Raw genomic sequence first — 16,942 nt, 5'->3', positions numbered from 1 at the left:
TGCTTCGTGCATGATCTCACCGTTCTACGGCCGATCTGTGGCCGATATGGGACACCTGTTCACGGGCCGGTCACCGTGGCGCCCGGCCCGCGCGCTCAGCCTTCGACGGGTTCCCCGACCGGATCGGCCGTACCCGCCGGACAGTGGGGCTCGGAGGCGAGCCTGAGCGCCTCGACCGCGGCCCTGATCGCCGGGCGGCGGGCCGCGTCGGTGCGCCAGAGCGCGTAGATCTTCCGGGTGGGACGCGGCCTGAGCGGGACGATCCGCACCCCCTCGGGCACGAAGTCGCGGCCGAGACGGGGGACGATCGCGCAGCCCTGCCCGGCCGCGACGAGGGCGAGGTGGGTCGGATACTCGTCGGCCATGCAGGCGATGTCGGGTTCGAGCTCGGCCGAACGCAGCGTGTAGACGAGCCAGTCGCGGCAGACCGTACCGGGCGAGGAGCTGATCCATCGCTCGCCGGACAGTTCGGAGAGCTCGATCTCCTGCCGGTCGGCCAGCGGATGGCACGAGGGCAGGATCGCGTCGGCGACGTCGTCGAAGAGCATCGCCCTGGAGAGCCCCTCGGGAACGGCCAGCGGCCGGTTCATCCAGTCCTGGACGACCGCGAGGTCGAGCTCACCCCTGCTCACCTCACGGAGCTGGCGCTCCGGCTCCCGCTCGTGCAGCTGGAGCCTGAGGTCGGGGTGGCGCCGCTGCAGGTGGGACAGCGCCGCGGGCAGCAGCCCCCGCGCCGCCGTGGGGAACGCCCCGATGCTCAACCTGCCGACGACCGCTCCCCGCAGCGCCTCGAAGTCGGCCTCCGCGGTCTCGACCAGCGCGAGGATGCGCTCGGCGTGGTCGGCGAGCAACCCGGCCGCGTCCGTCAACCGGACCCCGCGCCCGTTGCGCTCAAGCAACGTCGCGCCGGTCTCCCGTTCGAGCTTGGCGAGCTGCTGAGACACGGCGGACGGGGTCACCATGAGGGCGTCGGCCGCCGCGCCGACCGATCCGTACACGGCCACGGCGTGCAGAGCTTTGAGGCGGTTGAGATCCAGCATGTAGCAACTCTAAACGCCCGTAGCGGAAAAAGCTCCCTTTGCTAAAGAAAAAGCACGAACAGGGACGAAAGTCGCCGAATCCATCACACCTTCGCCCAGCCCGGCCCATCGCCTTCGTTCATACCCTTTCAAGCCACCCGTACAGCTTCGCGACGCCTGGGTGGTTTTGCGGCATCAGGTCCCGTACGGCCGCCGCCCCCGGAGGCCGTACGGGGACCGAAGAACGGAGACCTCAGTCCTTGGCGCTGACCTGCCCGCTCCCCTTGCAGGGACGGCAGGTGATCTCGACCTGGGTCACCACCGTCCCGCCCGCGGCGGTCTTGGTCTCACGGGTCTCGTAATAGTGGCCGTTTCCCTCACAGTTGCCACAGGGGCGCGTCGCTCCCATCGGCCTCTCCTTCACCTGGGCCGCGGCCTGGGCGACGTCCGCGAACGACGCCCTGACCCGCTCCGCCTGCTCCCCCGTCAGGAAAGGCAACACCACCTTGCCGCCCGCGGCGGTGGGAATGCCCAGCACATACGTTCCTCGTTCGGTCACAGGCTTTTCCAATCGGGGGACGATGATCGATCCGGAGGGCGACCGTCTACCACGTATCTCCGATGATCATGGTAGGCCGCCCATGACACCACACCGGCACATGCACGACCGTCCGGCGCGTCTCCCCTCGGGCACCGCCCTGGGGAGTCACCGGCACGGCCCCACGACCGACTCCGTCAGGCTACCTGCCCGATCCTCGCCGCCACCCTCGACTTCTCACAACCCCCACTTCCGGGAGGAACACAACCACTCCCCACACCGAAAAGTCCCCACCGAACCGCAGAAATCACGAAAGGAAAACCACCCCGGGTCTTTCCAAGGACTTTGTCCCCTACTTCGGGAAAGCCTGTCCCGGCTATCGTCGCTCAGACCCGACAGATCCCCATGAGCACCAAAGACGCACTACCAAGCCCCTTACCGCCCTCTTACGCCCTTTGTTCTAGCCTCGCCTCTGTCCCGCACGGCGACGCGAAGCTGGAACCCCCATAGGAAACCCCATGGCCACAGACGTTCACCCGCACCCCGGTCGAGCACCGGAACGGCCGCGCTGGTTCCTCGTCGCGACGATCCTGCTGAGCGTCATGGGCCTGGCGGTCTCGGCCTACCTGACCCTCGCCCACTACGACACCGCGGTGCCCCTCGTGTGCGCGGAGAACTCCACGATCGACTGCGCCTCGGTGACGTCGAGCAGTTACTCCGAACTGCTGGGCATCCCGGTACCCGTGCTCGGCCTGCTGTTCTTCGCCGCGATCACGGTGCTGACCACCCCGTGGGCCTGGCGCTCGACCTCCCCCCTCATCCGCTGGGTACGGCTCGGCAGCGTGATCGTCGGCGTGCTCTTCGTGGTCTACCTGGTGAGCGCCGAACTGCTCGTCCTCGGCAAGATCTGCCTGTGGTGCACGGCCGTACACGTGATAACCGTGGCGCTTTTCGGATGCGTCGTGACCGACGAATACCGGCGGGCGGGCCAGCCGGTCTGACCGCCGCAGCGATATCGATGAGGAGTCCTCATGAGCAAGAACGCCCGGCGGCAGTCGGCCAGGGAGCGCGTCGCCGAGGAGCGCAGGCTGCAGGCCGCCAAGGACAGGCAGCGGAAACTGCTGCTGGGCATCCTCGGTGGCATAGCCGCCGCGGCGGTCATCGTGGTCGCGGTCGTCGTGGCGCAGAACAACGCCGGTCAGAGCAACCAGAAGGCCGTCGCCTACACCGGGCCGCTGGCTCCGACCACACGCCAGGAGGACGGCTCGATCCTCATGGCCAAGGAGGGCGTCACCGCCCCCACCCTGGAGATCTTCGAGGACTTCCAGTGCCCCTTCTGCAAGAAGCTTGAGGACACCGCCGGCGACGCGATCTACAAGGCCGCCGCCGAGGGCAAGGCCCGGGTGATCTTCCGGCCGTTCCAGCTCTTCCAGGCCCCCGCCCACCCCGAACCCGTACCGTCGGTCTCCCGGCGCGGCGCCAACGCCGCCCTGTGCACCCCGCCCGACAAGTGGGCCTCCTACGCCAAGACGCTGTACGCCAACCAGCCGGTCGAGGGGCAGAACGGCTTCGAGAACAAGGACCTGCTCAACTGGGCCCGGGACCTCGGTTTCTACGACGCCGGGTTCGACAAGTGCGTCACCGGCCTGGAGATGGGGGCCGACGTCGACAAGGCCACCGAATACGCCCAGAAGCAGAAGGTCAACAGCACCCCGACCCTCCGCCTCAACGGCAAGGACCTGACCGCCGAACAGGTCAACGAACTCCTCTCCGCTCCTGAGAGCTTGGAGCAGATCCTGAGCTCGAAATAATGTTGTGTCTCTTTGCGCCGCCTTCGGCGTCGCGGGTCCGGGCGCTTCGAGCCGGCGCTTTCCCTCGTCACTCCGTCGCTACGCTCCTGCGTTCCTCAGTCCAAGCACCGGCGCACCCGAACCGAAAACCCCTCACACACAGCACCGGTAAAGCACAAGACCAAACTCTTCACTTCTGGCGCCGGGGCGTCCGGGGCGGAGCTCTTCAGGCTTGGCGTCGGGGCACCCAGGGCGCCTCTCAGCCTGGGTGCGGGGCACACCCAGGCCGAGGTGTTTCGGGTCGGCAGGTCCGAGCGACGGTTCAGAAGGCCTGGGCTGCGGCTTTGGCGGCTGCGGGGAGGGCTTCGACCACCTGGGAGAGGGCCTCCTCGTCATGGGCGGAGGAGAGGAACCACGCCTCGTACGCCGAGGGAGGCAGATAGACGCCCTGGTCGAGCATGGCGTGGAAGAACGCCCGGTAGGCGGCGGTGTTCTGGGTCTGCGCACCGGCGAAGTCGGTGACCTGGTCCTCGGTGAAGAAGATGGAGAACAGGCTGCCCGCACGCTGCAGGCGGTGCGGCACCCCGGCCGCGGCCAGGGCGTCGGAGGCGGCACGGCCGATGATCAGGGCGGCGGCGTCGACCCGGTCGTAGACCTCCTCGTCGCAGGAACGCAGGGTGGCCAGGCCCGCCGCGCAGGCCAGCGGGTTCCCCGACAGGGTGCCCGCCTGGTAGACCGGCCCCTCGGGAGCGAGATTGGCCATCACGTCGGCACGACCACCGAAGGCGGCGGCGGGCAGACCACCACCCATGACCTTGCCGAAGGTCATCAGGTCGGCCTCGACCGGGTCGAGGCCGTACCACCCGGCTTCGGAGACCCGGAAGCCGGTGAGCACCTCGTCGAGGATCAGCAGGGCGCCGTGGGCGGTGCACAGCTCACGCAGCTTGGCGTTGAAGCCGTCCAGCGGAGGGACGACGCCCATGTTGGCCGGGCACGCCTCGGTGATCACGCACGCGATCTCGTCGCCGAACTCCCGGAAGGCCTCGGTGACGGCCTCGACCGAGTTGTACGGCAGCACGACCGTGTCGGCGGCCGACGCTCCGGTGACACCGGGGGTGTCGGGCAGCCCGAAGGTGACCAGTCCCGACCCGGCGGAGGCGAGCAGCGCGTCCACGTGGCCGTGGTAACAGCCGGCGAACTTGACGATCTTCGCCCGGCCGGTGAACCCCCGCGCCAGCCGTACGGCCGACATCGTGGCCTCGGTGCCCGAGCTGACGAGGCGGACCTTCTCCACGGGCTCGACGAGGGAGACGATCTCCTCGGCGAGTTCGACCTCGCCGGGCGTGGCCGTACCGAACGAGGTCCCGGCCGCGAGCGCCTCCTGCAGGGCCTCGACCACGGCCGGGTGCCGGTGCCCAAGGATCATGGGCCCCCAGGAGCACACCAGGTCGACGTAGCGGTTACCGTCCACGTCGGTGATGTACGGCCCCTGCCCCGAGGCCATGAACCGGGGCGTACCACCGACGGCGCCGAAGGCGCGGACGGGAGAGTTCACCCCTCCAGGGACGATCTCGCGGGCACGGGCGAACAGGTCCTCGGACTTCTCAGTAAGGCTCACGCCCCCAGCGTAACCACGACAGGCCCAGCCCCCACCCCAGGGCATCCCAACCCCCGCCCCTGGCCTCAACCTGCGAAAGGCCACGGTAGGAGCACCGTCCTTGGCCGGATAGGGGTCCGCTCCGGACACCACAATTACTCAGCGTGCAGAGACCCTGCCCTCGGCAACCAGCGCGAAAAGCCCCTATGCCAGAAGTGCAGGGCTTCACCCCGACCGTCCGGCGCGGTGCGTGAAGAGTTCCGGCCTGTGCCTTACCGCCGCCAGGCGGATCAAAGAGGCATGATTCGGGCGCGCCAACCTCGGGCGTGAAGAGTTTGATCTTGTGCTTCACCGGCGCCAAGCGTGAGGAGTTTCGGTTCGGGCGCGCCGGTGCTTGGACTGAGGAACGCAGGAGCGAAGCGACGCAGAGACGAGGGAAAGCACCGGCCCGAAGCGCCCGAACCCGCGACGCCGCCAGGCGTCGCAAAGAAACACAGCACCGACCCGAAAGCGCCCAAGCCCGCGACGCCGCCAGGCGGAGCAAAGAGACGCATCGCCATCAGCAGGTATCGGCCAGCTTTTCCAGCACGACCAGCGGGTCAGGCAGCGGTCGCCCGTCCGGGGGGCGGAGCCAGGTGGCGGGTTTGCCTGTCGGCAGCAGGGAGGGCGGTGCCATGACGTAGCTGTCGCGGCAGTGCCACCGTAGTCCGGGCATCTCCTCGATGGTCGAGGGGCCATAGTCGAGGGAGCAGGACCACCACTCGTCCTCGTCGTCGGAGGTGTTGCGGGTGGCCACATAGAACAGGACCCGGTCACCGTTGGCGGCGACCGGGCCCTGGGCGGTTCCGGCGGAGTCCATGTTCGCGAAGGCGGTCAGGCCCGCGGCGAGCGGCACGTCGAAGACGTCGAAGACCCTGCCCGTGGGGAGGATCACGTTCGCCTCCGGGTCACGTTGCCACCAGTGGCTCAGCAGGGCGGGGTCGGTGGTCGCCTGCATCTGCCAGGCGCGGGAGAGCGGGTGGGCACCGGCGTCCGGGCAGCCGATGCGGTCGCACGAGCAGGCGCGGGAACCGCTGTTCAGGGGCCGCGCCCCGGGACAGCTCGCCCAGCCGAGGGCGGCGTACTCCAGCACGGAGGCGACCGTCTGCTTCGGATGAGCGCGTCGTTTGCCCCGACGAGTCAGCGGTACCCCCACCATCGTGTCCTCCGTCGTCCGCGCGTCCCGCGTGCCTTCGGATGCGATGACATGCCCGTGTTCGGTCGATCAGCGAAAGAAGTCAGACAGCCAGGGTCTACACCACCTGGGACACATCCGCACCGGTCCTCGCACTCTAACGCACAGACCCCATGTGCGAATGACAAACCCCCGGTTCTCACCACGTGCCTGTCGTCACACCAGGTCAGCCGAGCTTCCTGGCCACCTCGGTCGCCCAGTAGGTGAGGATCATGTCCGCCCCGGCCCTGCGGATCGCGATCAGGGACTCCATGATGGCGCGGTCCCGGTCGATCCAGCCGTTCGCCGCGGCGGCCTCGATCATGGAGTACTCGCCGCTGACCTGGTAGGCGGCCACCGGGACGTCCACCAGGTCGCGGATCTGGCGCAGGATGTCGAGGTAGGCGAGGGCGGGCTTGACCATGACGGCGTCGGCCCCCTCCTGGAGGTCGAGGCGCACCTCGCGCAGCGCCTCACCGATCGGACCCGCGGGGTCCTGCTGGTAGGCGTTGCGGTCGCCGAACTGCGGCGCGCACTCGGCGGCCTCCCTGAAGGGGCCGTAGAACGCCGAGGCGTACTTGACGGAGTAGCCCAGGATGGGGATCTCCTGGAAGCCGTCGGCGTCCAGCGCGGCGCGGATCGCGGCGACCTGGCCGTCCATCATGCCGCTGGGCGCGATGACCTGGGATCCGGCCCTGGCCTGGGCGACCGCGACGGCGGCGTAGCGCTCCAGGGTGGCGTCGTTGTCGACCTCCCCGCCGGGGGTCAGGATGCCGCAGTGGCCGTGGTCGGTGAACTCGTCCAGGCAGGTGTCGGTCATCACGACCAGCGCGTCGCCGACCTCGGCGACCACGTCGGCGACCGCGCGCTGGACGATGCCCTCGGGGTCGTCGCCGGCCGAGCCCCTGGCGTCCTTGACCTCGGGCACGCCGAACAGGATCAGGCCGCCGACGCCCGCCTGCGCGGCCTCGTTGGCGGCCTTGAGCAGGGAGTCGCGGGTGTGCTGCAGGACGCCGGGCATGGAGGTCACAGGGCTGGGCTCGTCGATGCCCTCCTTGACGAACACCGGCAGCACCAGCTCCGCGGGATGCAGCCGGGTGCCCGCTGACATCCGGCGCATCGCCGCCGTACGGCGGAGCCTGCGTGGGCGCGCGACAGGGAACTGGGCGGTCATGATGTCTCCCCCTCCCCCCGGCACACGGGCACCACGGAGGGTGAGAGGAGCCGGGGGACGTATTCGGTTTGTCCAACGTCTTCCCGGGTGCCGACGCGCCGACCTCCTGCCGCGCGGCACCCGTGCCTACCGTCCTCCAGGCTACTTGGCGCGGCGCCTGGCCCCTCGTCTGGTCTGGGAGGGCCTGCGGGGGACGTCTCCCGCGGCGACGGCCGCCTGGCGCTGCTTGGCGCCGTACTCCGCCAGTGCCGAGGCGAGAGCGGAGGCGGAGGGCTTGTCGGCCATGACGTCCACCCTGAGCCCGAACTCCTCGGCGGTCTTGGCGGTCTGCGGGCCGATCACGGCGATGACCGTGACGTTGTGCGGCTTGCCCGCGATGCCCACGAGGTTGCGCACGGTGCTCGACGAGGTGAACATCACCGCGTCGAAGCCGCCGCTCTTGATCGCCTCCCGGGTCGGCGCGGGCGGCGGCGCCGCCCTGACCGTCCGGTAGGCGGTGACGTCGTCGCACTCCCAGCCGAGTTCGGTCAGCCCGGCGACCAGGGTCTCGGTGGCGATGTCCGCGCGGGGCAGCAGGACCCGGTTGATCGGGTCGAGCATCGAGTCGTACGGCGGCCACTCGGCGACCAGTCCCTCGGACGACTGCTCCCCCGAGGGCATCAGGTCGGGCTTGACGCCGAAGCTCACCAGGGCCCGCGCGGTGGCCTCGCCGACGGCGGCGACCTTGAGCCCGGCGAAGGCCCTGGCGTCGAGGCCGTACTCCTCGAACTTCTCCCTGACGGCCTTGACGGCGTTGGCGCTGGTGAAGGCCACCCACTCGTAACGGCCTGTGACCAGGCCCTTGATCGCCCGGTCCATCTGCTGCGGGGTCCGGGGCGGCTCGACGGAGATCGTGGGGACCTCCTCGGGCACCGCGCCGTAGGAGCGCAGCTGTTCGACGAGCCCGGCCGACTGCTCCTTGGTCCTGGGCACGAGCACCCGCCAGCCGAACAGCGGCTTGGTCTCGAACCACGACAGGCGTTCCCGCATGCCGACGGCCTCGCCGACCACGATCAGCGCGGGTTCGGTCATCCCGGCGTGCTTGAGGTCGGGCGCGATCCGGCCGAGGGTCGTCACCACGGTGTACTGCTCGGTGGTGGTGCCCGAGCCGCTGATCGCGACCTGTGTCGAGTCGGGACGGCCCGCGGCGATCAGTGCCTTGCCGATCGCGGCGGCCTGGGAGAGCCCGTTGTAGATCACCAGGGTTCCCGCGCCGGTCGCGTGCGCCGACCAGTCGTCGACCTGGGTGGCGTCCACGACACGGAACTCGGGCACGGAGACCGCGGCGGGAATGCCCGCGTAGGTGAGGACGGCGGTCGCCGCCGGCACGCCGGGGACGATCTCGAAGTCCACCTCGGCCTTGGCGCAGGCCGCGACCTCGTCGGTGATCGCGGAGAAGAACATCGGGTCGCCCGCGCACAGGCGCACGACGTCACGGCCCGCCTTGGCGGCGTTGACGGCCCGTAGTGAGACGGCCTCCTCGTTCGCGGTGTCGACGACCTCGACGTTCTCCCGGCAGTGGCGCAGCAGCGTGCCGTACGGCTCCCGATCGAGCACGACGACGTCGGCCTTCGAGAGCAGGTCGGCGCCGCGAAGCGTGAGCAGGCCCTCATCGCCTGGCCCGGCGCCCACGAAGGCGACGAACCCGGCGGAGCGCTCGAAGGTGGTACTTCCGGAGCTCAATGTGCTCGCTCCCCTATCAACGTGCCTGCCCCTTCGGCGATCATCTCGGCCGCGAGGTCGCGACCGAGATCCATGGGCGCCGAAGAGGTCCCGGCGGCGGACTTGCGTACCGCTCTGCTGCCGTCCACGGCGACGACAGCGGCGGTCAGGAACAGATCGTGCCCGCGCTCGGCGGAGTAGGCGCCGACCGGAGCCGAGCACCCCGCCTCAAGTGCGGCGAGCACCGCGCGTTCGGCGGTCACCGCGGCGCGTGTCGCGGCGTCGTCGAGCACGCTCAGGAACTCGGCGAGGTCGGGGCGGTCGGCACGGCACTCGACGGCCAGCGCGCCCTGCCCGGGGGCCGGGAGCATCTCCTCGACCTCGAAGACCTGGGAGATCTCGGCCTCGCGCCCGAGACGGCCGAGTCCGGCGGCGGCCAGGACGATGCCCTGCAGCTCACCGGAGGTGACCTTGCCGATGCGGGTCTCCGCGTTGCCCCGGATCGGGACGTACTCCAGGTCGGGCCTGAGGACCCGCAGCTGGGAGACCCGGCGCGGGGAGCCGGTGCCGATCTTGGCGCCCGGCGGCAGGTCGGCCAGCTTGGCGGGGCCGACCAGCGCGTCCCTCGGGTCGTCGCGGGGCGGGATGGCGGCGATGACGATGCGCGGGTCCGGCGTGGTCGGCAGGTCCTTCAGCGAGTGGACCGCGAAGTCGATCTCGCCCTCGATGAGCTTGTCGCGCAGCGCGCTGACGAAGACGCCGGTGCCGCCGAGCTGGGTGAGGTTGGCCTTGGTCACGTCGCCGAAGGTGGTGACGCCGACGAGTTCGACGGCGCGGCCGGTCAGCTCGGTGAGGCGGGCGGCGACCAGGCCGGACTGGGTCGTCGCCATCAGGCTGCGCCGGGTCCCCATCCTCAGTGGAGAAGCGGTGTCGCTCATCTGCCCACCTCCTTCTTGTTCGTCTCCGTTTCCACCGAATCGACCCGTCTCACCGCATCGGGCACCTTCGGGTCAAGATTGAACAGCTCGCGCAGCGCCTCCGCATAATGATCGCCTGCCGGAGACTCGGCGAGCTGTTTGACACGCACGGTGGGCTCGTGGAGCAGCTTGTCGACCACGCGCCTGACCGTCTGCGCGACCTCGTCGCGGACCCGTCCGTCGAGGCCGGGCACCCGGGAGGCGAGCCGTCCGAGTTCGGCCTCGACCACGTCGGCCGCCTTGCTGCGCAGCGCGACCACGGTCGGGGTGACCCGCGCGGCGCGCTCGGCCGACAGGTAGGCGGCGACCTCGCGGGTGACGATCTCTCGTACGGCGGCGACCGCCTCGGCCCGTCCGCCGTCGTCGGTCTCGGCGATGTCGCCGTCCTGCATCGACTCCAGGTCGACGAGGGTGACGCCGGGCAGGCTCCGCACGGCCGGGTCGACGTCGTGGGGCAGGGCGAGGTCCAGCACGAACATCCGCCTGGCGGGGACCATGTCGACGGTGACGACCACGTCGGTCGCGCCGGTGCACGAGATCACCAGGTCGGCCTCGGCCAGTTCGGCCGTCAGGTCGTCGAACCGCGCGGCCCTGCCGCCGACCGTCTGCGCCAGCCGTACGGCGCGCTCGTGGGTGCGGTTGACGATCACGATGTCGGTGACGCCGGCCCGCTGGAGGGTCGCGGCCGACAGGGCGCTCATCGAGCCCGCGCCGACGACCAGGGCGCGCCTGCCCTGGATGGGGCCGAGGGCGCGTTCTGCGAGGGTGAGGCCGACGCCGACGAGGGAGGCGCCCGCCCGGTCGATGCCGGTCTCGGTGTGGGAGCGCTTGCCGACCCGCAGGGCCTGCTGGACCAGCTCGTTGAGCGTCGGGCCCACGGTGCCCTGCTCCTGGGCGAGCCTGAGCGCCGAGCGGATCTGGCCGAGGATCTGCCCCTCGCCGAGGACCATCGAGTCGAGTCCCGAGCCGACGGAGAACAGGTGCTCGACGGCCCGGTCCTCGTAGTGGACGTACAGGTGGCCGGCCAGCCGCTCCATGGGAACGCCGGAGTGGACGGCGAGCAACTCGGAGATCGCGTTGACGGCCGCGTGGAAGCGGTCGACGGTGACGTAGACCTCGACCCGGTTGCAGGTCGAGACGACCATGGCCTCCGCGACCCGGACGTCCTGTTGCACGTCGTGCAGCAGTTTGACCAGCGCGTCACCGGTGACGGAGACCTGTTCGAGCAGTGCGACGGGGGCGGTCCTGTGACTCAGACCGACGACGAGGACGCTCACCGGGCCTCCTCGGGTCGTGGTGAACCCGTGGTCTCCCCGCGGGAGACGTCGTGCCTTCGGGCTCTGTCGTTCACAAGTCCACCGCCTCGGGCCACTCCTCGGCCATCGCGGGCCCCCCAGTCATCCGATCCGTCTTACGTTGTTCGTGGAACGCGAGGATCTGCAGTTCAATGGATAGGTCGACTTTACGGATATCGACGCCTTCGGGTACAGCGAGTACGACCGGGGCGAAGTTCAGAATGCTCGTCACACCGGCGGCTATGACCCGGTCGGCCAGTTCCTGCGCCGCCGCGCCCGGGGTCGCGAGCACGACGATCGACACGGCCCGCCGCCTGATGACGGCCTCAAGCTCGTCGACGTGCTCGACGGTCAGTCCCGCGATGTGGTCACCAACCACCTCCGGGTCGGCGTCCAGGAGCGCCGCGACCCGGAACCCCCTGGAGACGAACCCTCCGTAGTTGGCGAGCGCGCGCCCGAGGTTACCCACCCCGACGATCGCGACCGCCCAGTCCTGGGTCAGACCCAGTTCACGGGAGATCTGGTAGATGAGGTACTCGACCTCGTAGCCTACCCCGCGGGTGCCGTACGAGCCCAGATGCGAGAGGTCCTTGCGAAGCTTGGCCGAGTTCACTCCGGCGGCGACGGCCAGGTCCTCCGAGCTCACGGTCGCCAGGCCCCGCTCGGCCATGCCGTTGAGCGCTCGCAGATAGAGCGGCAACCGGGCGACGGTCGCCTCGGGAATGCCACGTTCACGAGCTTGGGAAAGACGGCGAATCACGTGCCGGAGCTCCAGGGGGACAGGCGGCCGGCGCGGCCCGGACGCGACGGATGACGAGGTGAGGCCACTGTCTTTCAGGTTAGTCCCTTTGTGAACCGGTGCACAAAGTGGGTCTTCCCAGTGTCGGGTACGGAACGGGACGACGAGAACTCCCAGGTTGCTCTCCTGTCCCCCACGTTCCCGGACCGGCCGTGCCCTGGGCTAGCGTGACGGACATGGCACCGCAGGACCACCGCATCACGCTGTACGGCAAGCCCGGCTGTCACCTGTGTGACGACGCGCGGGCGGTGATAGGCCGCGTGGCGGCGGAGCTGGGCGTTCCGTGGGAGGAGCGTGACATCACGCTCTCCGAGGAGGACCAGGCGAAGTACTGGGAGATGATCCCGGTCACGCTGATCGACGGCGTCCAGCACGACTTCTGGCGGGTCGACGAGGGTCGGCTGCGCGCCGCGCTGGCTCGCTAGATCCTGAACGCCGTGGGCAGCGGCATCACCTTGGCGGCGTTGACCGTGAGTTCGATCACGTTGGTCGCCAGCACCATGCTCTGCCGCTCGGCGACGAAGCGCTCGACGTGGGGCTGCCGCTGGTGCTCGGCGTAGGCCACCTCGTCGCGGTACAGCTCGTAGACGATGCGCTGCAACGGGGCCGACTTCACCGAGTGGCAGGCGTAGATCAGCGTGTCCGGCTCGGCGCGGCGGACGGCCTCAAGTGTCTCCTCGGCCAGCCGGTCGAACCTCTCCCCGGTGCCGTCGAGGAGGGTGAACACGGTCAGCAGCCCGAAGATGGCCGGGGAGGGACGGCCTGCGCCACCCGCCTGCTCGGGCCCGGCGCCGGGATACATGACGCCGGTCTCCGGGGCGGCCATGGGCGGCTGGCCGTAGGCGCCGAAGGCGGGCACCCCGGGCTGGGACTGTTCGGGCGCCTGGCCGTGCCTCGCGCCCCGTGAGAGGTCGGGGCCGCCGGGCGGGACGGGCGGGGCGCCGAAGGCCTGGTCGGCGGGCATGGGGGCGAGGCCGTTGTTGTGCCTGCCGCCGTACAGGGGGTCGGCGGCGAACTCGCCCGTGCCGGGACCGACGGCGGGATCGACGGGTTTGGCGCGCCTGCCGCCGCCGCGCCTGCCGTACTCGTTGGTCTGGATGTCGTACTCACCGGTGGCCGGGCCGCCGGAGGTCATGCCGAACTGGCCGTTCCCCTGCGGCTGCGGGCCGTACGCGCCTGCCGGGGGCGGTGCGGCGGGGGGCGCAGAGGGCTGCGCGGTGGGCGGCGCGGCGTAGTCGCCCGCCATGAACATGCCCGTCGCGGGCCCGCCGAACATCTCGTTCCCCACGGGCGGCGCGTTCGGCGGAATCGGTGCCTGCCGTGTGTGCGCCGCGTAGTCGGCCTCCCGCTCCCCGGCCCGATATTCGGCCACCAGGTCTCCGAGACCGGAATGGCGCGCGGAGTCCTCGGGTACGGCCCGGCGTCCGGCGACCTGGACGTCCTGGAAGGGCGGCTGCTCCGGCGCGGCCCTGCGGCCCGCGGGCCGTGTCTCGCGTCGTGCGTCCTCCACCGGTTCCTCCTCGTCCTCGTCCTCGTACGGCGCCAGCGGGCGCAGCACGACGTACCACACGGCGGCCCCTGCGACGGCGAGCAGGACGATGGTGAGCATCCCGGGGACCGCGAAGCTGACCGCCCCGATCGTGGCCAGGCCCACGGGGCCGAGCACGAGCATGGCGTGCAGGTTGTCGGCGTCGTAGTCGTCGCCGTTGCGGCGCAGCACCGCGAGGATCAGGGCGCCCAGCAGGACGAGCGCGGCGCCCGCGTGAACCGCCCAGAGCAGGTAGGCCGGGAAGACGTCCCAGTGGCGGCTGCCCAGCGGCAGGCTGGTGGTGAACTCCTGTTCGAGGTCCACCCGGTCGGAGATCATGATGACCGTTCCGACAATGGTGAACGCCACGCCGAGGAGCCAGGAGGCGAACCTTCCCGCGGACCCGCGTCCGATGAGCTGGACCACTCCGACGGCCAGCCAGAGCGGGGCGAGCAATGATCCGGAAAGCTGGAAAACGCGGAATGTGGTCGCCCCAAATCCAATGAGACAGCCGGTTCCGATTACTGCGAGTGACACGCCCAGCGTCGCCGTCGTGAGGCTCCAGGCGATCAGCCATCCCTTGCGTTCATCCCGGATACGGCTGATGAGAGCGACTGTGGCGATGATCGCGAGCAGCGCCCCGGCGAACGCGATGACAGCGACGAGGAGATTCATGGTGCCTCCAATGCTGCCGGACATTACCCGCTAACCGGTAGCCGAACTGATGACGGGCTGCTCGGACCGACGTAAAACCACCGGCGCCCTACCGTACCGACCGATTACCGGCAGTCACGACATTGCCCAGTGGATTGTGGAATTTCAGGTTGTTTTCCTAGAGTGTTCGAGCACGCCGTGCCCCCTCCCCCAAGGGATACCGGATGCCAGACACGTGGCCGTTCGCCGGGCCCCTCCCCACGACCACCGGGGTGACCCAGCCTGCCCGCAGTAATGAACTCGCCGCACGCGAGGAGGACGCCTCGGAGGAACTCCGGAGGCTTGTTCTGCGTGCCAAGACAGGGGACACGGACGCCTTTGGCACGCTCTACGACCGCTACCTGGACCTGGTCTACCGGTATGTCTACTTCCGGGTCGGCTCCCATCCACTGGCCGAGGACCTCACCAGCGAGACCTTCCTGAGGGCCCTGCGCCGGATCGCCGACTTCACCTGGCAGGGCCGCGACTTCGGGGCCTGGCTGGTGACCATCGCCAGGAACCTGGTCGCCGACCACTTCAAGTCGGGCAGATACCGCCTTGAGGTCTCGACCGCCCAGGTGTTCGACGTCCCCCTCGACGGCCCGCACATCCCGGAGAACGCCGTCGTCACCGCGATGATCAACGATCGGGTGCTCAGCGCGGTGCGCGCGCTCGGTCCCGAGCAGCAGGAGTGCGTGGTCCTACGGTTCCTGCACGGCATGTCCCTTGCGGAGACCGCTCTCGTCATGGGCAAGAAGAGCGGGGCGATCAAGGCCCTGCAGTTCCGTGCCATCCGGGCGCTGGCTCGTACGCTGCCCTCGGATCTCGGCTGACCGTACCGATGGCAGGGGATCGCGTAACCTGGCACGCGGGGCTGTCGTTAGGCAAGTGCACAGACGGATCATGACCTGGGGGCGGCAGGGAGCGTTCATGGGTAAGTGGCTGCCCGGCATCTCACACAGATCGCGGACACACATCCAGGATCGCGTGTCCCGGCTCGGTGCCGACATGAGCGGCGACCCCCGGCCCGAGTTCCGCGCCGAACTGCGTGAACGCCTGATGAACGCCGCCGAGGAGGACCTGCCCCCCGAGCCCGTCGCCGCCGACGTCCCGGACGTCCCCCGGCGGGCGCGGCGCCGTACGGCGCTGGTGCCCCAGCTGGTGAGCCTGGCGTTGGCGGGCGCGCTGGTCGCGGGAGGCGTGGGGACCTACCGGTCGATGCCCGGCGACGCGCTCTACCCCCTCAAGCGGGCGGCGGAGAGCACGTTGTTCCACCTGAGCACCGACGACGCCGAGCGGGCCGACCGCTCCTTCGGCTACGCCGAGACGCGCGCCCACGAGGTCGAGGAGCTTCTCGGCGCGACCAAGCGGGAGAGCGGCCTGATCGACGAGACCCTCAAGGACATGGAGGACACCACCCGCTCCGCGGTCACCTCCCTCACCCGGGTCGAGCGCCGCAGCGGCAGGAGCACCGGGCAGCTCAGGCGTTTCGTCCAGAAACAGCGCAACCAGATCGAGATCATGCTCCCCAAGATGGACGAGGAGGACCGCCGCAGGGCCAACGGCTACCTCGACTACATCGACGGCCTGACCCAGCCCGACTCGCGGCCCGTCACCAGGGACTGATCCACACCAGGACGTCACAGGGCGTCACGACGACTGTCACGGGGTCTAGAGAGCGGCGCACGGGCGCGGTGCACGGGCGCGGTTAAGCTGAGGGGCTATGAGGCGGCTACTACGACGGCGGGACGAACCTCGGACGGCCGGAGAGGTGGCGGCCGCGGCGGCGGTGGCCATGCCGATGGCCGAGCCCGACCCGTCCTCGGCCGCCTTCTTCGACGTCGACAACACGATGATGCGCGGCGCCTCCATCTACCACTTCGCCAGGGGGCTGGCCTCGCGCGGCCTGTTCACCACCAAGGACCTGCTCAGGTTCGCCCTCGGCCAGGTCATCTTCCGCGTCCGCGGCGACGAGAACCCCGACCACATCGCCAAGGCCAGGGAGACCGCGCTGGCGTTCGTCGCGGGCAGCAAGGTCGAGGAGATCGTCAGGCTCGGCGAGGAGATCTACGACGAGGTGATGGCCGACCGCATCTGGGCGGGCACCCGCGCCCTCGCCCAGGGCCACCTGGACGCCGGCAGACGGGTCTGGCTGGTCACCGCGACGCCGGTCGAGCTGGCCCGGGTCATCGCCCAGCGCCTCGGCCTGACCGGCGCCCTGGGCACGGTCGCCGAGACCAGGGACGGCGTCTACACCGGGCGTCTGGTCGGCGACCTGCTCCACGGTCCCGCCAAGGCGGCGGCCGTACGGGCGCTGGCCCGCCGGGAGGGGCTCGACCTGGACCGCTGCTCCGCCTACAGCGACTCGGCCAACGACCTGCCGCTGCTCTCGCTCGTCGGTCACGCGACCGCGGTCAACCCGGACGCCGAGCTGCGCGAGTACGCCAGGGAGAACGGCTGGGACATCAGGGACTTCCGTACCGGCCGTAAGGCGACCATGATCGGGCTGCCCATCGCCGCGGGCGCCGGGGCGGTCGCGGGCGGAGTCGCCGCGGCCGTCGCCCTGCGCCGTTTCTACCGCTCCAGGTGACCCGCTCCGGATGACCCGTTCCAGGTGA

The 16,942-nt window shown here is 70.0% G+C and carries 16 protein-coding genes; 6 read left to right on the top strand and 10 right to left on the bottom strand.

Annotation, left to right across the window (positions count from 1 at the left end; genetic code table 11):
• Positions 1-95 precede the first annotated feature (95 nt).
• Complete coding sequence (locus ABZ463_RS20810; RefSeq protein ID WP_352010932.1) at positions 96-1,040, bottom strand: LysR family transcriptional regulator; 945 nt, start codon at positions 1,038-1,040, stop codon at positions 96-98.
• A gap of 232 nt (positions 1,041-1,272) precedes the next feature.
• On the bottom strand, positions 1,273-1,557 hold the full coding sequence (locus tag ABZ463_RS20805) for a hypothetical protein (protein ID WP_362778038.1): 285 nt from the start codon (positions 1,555-1,557) through the stop codon (positions 1,273-1,275).
• Positions 1,558-2,075: 518 nt separating this feature from the next.
• Here ABZ463_RS20805 and ABZ463_RS20800 point away from each other — a divergent pair.
• Positions 2,076-2,558 (top strand): vitamin K epoxide reductase family protein, encoded by a 483-nt coding sequence (locus ABZ463_RS20800; protein ID WP_362778035.1) that lies wholly within the window; start codon positions 2,076-2,078, stop codon positions 2,556-2,558.
• A gap of 30 nt (positions 2,559-2,588) precedes the next feature.
• The gene (locus tag ABZ463_RS20795; RefSeq protein ID WP_362778032.1) at positions 2,589-3,368 is read left to right on the top strand and encodes a thioredoxin domain-containing protein; all 780 of its coding nucleotides are present in this window, start codon (positions 2,589-2,591) and stop codon (positions 3,366-3,368) included.
• A gap of 301 nt (positions 3,369-3,669) precedes the next feature.
• On the opposite strand, the gene hemL is transcribed toward ABZ463_RS20795, so the two are convergent.
• From hemL to ABZ463_RS20760, 7 genes are all read right to left on the bottom strand, one after another.
• The gene (hemL, locus tag ABZ463_RS20790; protein ID WP_352010937.1) at positions 3,670-4,965 is read right to left on the bottom strand and encodes a glutamate-1-semialdehyde 2,1-aminomutase; all 1,296 of its coding nucleotides are present in this window, start codon (positions 4,963-4,965) and stop codon (positions 3,670-3,672) included.
• A 538-nt stretch (positions 4,966-5,503) separates the two neighbouring features.
• A complete protein-coding gene (locus ABZ463_RS20785) occupies positions 5,504-6,142 on the bottom strand; it encodes a bifunctional DNA primase/polymerase (protein WP_352010938.1) in 639 nt (212 codons plus the stop codon).
• 202 nt (positions 6,143-6,344) lie between these two features.
• Complete coding sequence (hemB, locus tag ABZ463_RS20780) at positions 6,345-7,331, bottom strand: porphobilinogen synthase (protein WP_362778029.1); 987 nt, start codon at positions 7,329-7,331, stop codon at positions 6,345-6,347.
• A 141-nt stretch (positions 7,332-7,472) separates the two neighbouring features.
• Positions 7,473-9,053 carry a bifunctional uroporphyrinogen-III C-methyltransferase/uroporphyrinogen-III synthase gene (locus tag ABZ463_RS20775; RefSeq protein WP_352010940.1) on the bottom strand — a complete coding sequence of 527 codons (1,581 nt, stop codon included), beginning with the start codon at positions 9,051-9,053 and terminating at the stop codon, positions 7,473-7,475.
• On the bottom strand, positions 9,050-9,970 hold the full coding sequence (hemC, locus tag ABZ463_RS20770) for a hydroxymethylbilane synthase (RefSeq protein WP_352010941.1): 921 nt from the start codon (positions 9,968-9,970) through the stop codon (positions 9,050-9,052). Before hemC ends, ABZ463_RS20775 begins: the two co-directional genes overlap by 4 nt.
• Positions 9,967-11,286, bottom strand: a complete 1,320-nt coding sequence (locus tag ABZ463_RS20765) for a glutamyl-tRNA reductase (RefSeq protein ID WP_352010942.1) — start codon at positions 11,284-11,286, stop codon at positions 9,967-9,969. The genes hemC and ABZ463_RS20765 overlap by 4 nt, the downstream gene beginning before the upstream one ends.
• Before the next feature lie 70 nt (positions 11,287-11,356).
• Positions 11,357-12,064 (bottom strand): redox-sensing transcriptional repressor Rex, encoded by a 708-nt coding sequence (locus tag ABZ463_RS20760; protein WP_352010943.1) that lies wholly within the window; start codon positions 12,062-12,064, stop codon positions 11,357-11,359.
• A gap of 215 nt (positions 12,065-12,279) precedes the next feature.
• Here ABZ463_RS20760 and ABZ463_RS20755 point away from each other — a divergent pair, with 215 nt between their 5' ends.
• Positions 12,280-12,528: a glutaredoxin family protein gene (locus ABZ463_RS20755; protein WP_184711971.1), complete on the top strand. Its 249-nt coding sequence runs from the start codon at positions 12,280-12,282 to the stop codon at positions 12,526-12,528.
• On the opposite strand, the gene ABZ463_RS20750 is transcribed toward ABZ463_RS20755, so the two are convergent.
• A complete protein-coding gene (locus ABZ463_RS20750) occupies positions 12,525-14,306 on the bottom strand; it encodes an antibiotic biosynthesis monooxygenase (protein ID WP_352010944.1) in 1,782 nt (593 codons plus the stop codon). The genes ABZ463_RS20755 and ABZ463_RS20750 overlap by 4 nt on opposite strands.
• A gap of 203 nt (positions 14,307-14,509) precedes the next feature.
• Here ABZ463_RS20750 and ABZ463_RS20745 point away from each other — a divergent pair, with 203 nt between their 5' ends.
• The 3 genes from ABZ463_RS20745 (at position 14,510) to ABZ463_RS20735 (ending at position 16,914) form a co-directional block, all read left to right on the top strand.
• The gene (locus tag ABZ463_RS20745; RefSeq protein WP_362778023.1) at positions 14,510-15,157 is read left to right on the top strand and encodes a sigma-70 family RNA polymerase sigma factor; all 648 of its coding nucleotides are present in this window, start codon (positions 14,510-14,512) and stop codon (positions 15,155-15,157) included.
• A 154-nt stretch (positions 15,158-15,311) separates the two neighbouring features.
• Complete coding sequence (locus ABZ463_RS20740) at positions 15,312-15,950, top strand: DUF5667 domain-containing protein (RefSeq protein WP_362778020.1); 639 nt, start codon at positions 15,312-15,314, stop codon at positions 15,948-15,950.
• Positions 15,951-16,047: 97 nt separating this feature from the next.
• Positions 16,048-16,914, top strand: a complete 867-nt coding sequence (locus ABZ463_RS20735; RefSeq protein WP_352010947.1) for an HAD-IB family hydrolase — start codon at positions 16,048-16,050, stop codon at positions 16,912-16,914.
• The last annotated feature ends 28 nt before the right edge of the window (positions 16,915-16,942 follow it).

This window comes from Streptosporangium sp. NPDC020145, assembly GCF_040631275.1.
Lineage (GTDB): Bacteria > Actinomycetota > Actinomycetes > Streptosporangiales > Streptosporangiaceae > Streptosporangium.
This window is presented reverse-complemented; position numbering and strand designations above follow the sequence as displayed.

Bases quoted from the DNA above. Each gene is read 5' to 3' on its own strand.
- ABZ463_RS20735 (WP_352010947.1), top strand. From the start codon at position 16,048: ATGAGGCGGCTACTACGACGGCGGGACGAACCTCGGACGGCCGGAGAG.
- ABZ463_RS20810 (WP_352010932.1), bottom strand. From the start codon at position 1,040: ATGCTGGATCTCAACCGCCTCAAAGCTCTGCACGCCGTGGCCGTGTAC.
- ABZ463_RS20800 (WP_362778035.1), top strand. From the start codon at position 2,076: ATGGCCACAGACGTTCACCCGCACCCCGGTCGAGCACCGGAACGGCCG.
- hemC (WP_352010941.1), bottom strand. From the start codon at position 9,970: ATGAGCGACACCGCTTCTCCACTGAGGATGGGGACCCGGCGCAGCCTG.
- ABZ463_RS20745 (WP_362778023.1), top strand. From the start codon at position 14,510: ATGCCAGACACGTGGCCGTTCGCCGGGCCCCTCCCCACGACCACCGGG.
- ABZ463_RS20795 (WP_362778032.1), top strand. From the start codon at position 2,589: ATGAGCAAGAACGCCCGGCGGCAGTCGGCCAGGGAGCGCGTCGCCGAG.
- ABZ463_RS20755 (WP_184711971.1), top strand. From the start codon at position 12,280: ATGGCACCGCAGGACCACCGCATCACGCTGTACGGCAAGCCCGGCTGT.
- ABZ463_RS20785 (WP_352010938.1), bottom strand. From the start codon at position 6,142: ATGGTGGGGGTACCGCTGACTCGTCGGGGCAAACGACGCGCTCATCCG.
- hemB (WP_362778029.1), bottom strand. From the start codon at position 7,331: ATGACCGCCCAGTTCCCTGTCGCGCGCCCACGCAGGCTCCGCCGTACG.
- ABZ463_RS20750 (WP_352010944.1), bottom strand. From the start codon at position 14,306: ATGAATCTCCTCGTCGCTGTCATCGCGTTCGCCGGGGCGCTGCTCGCG.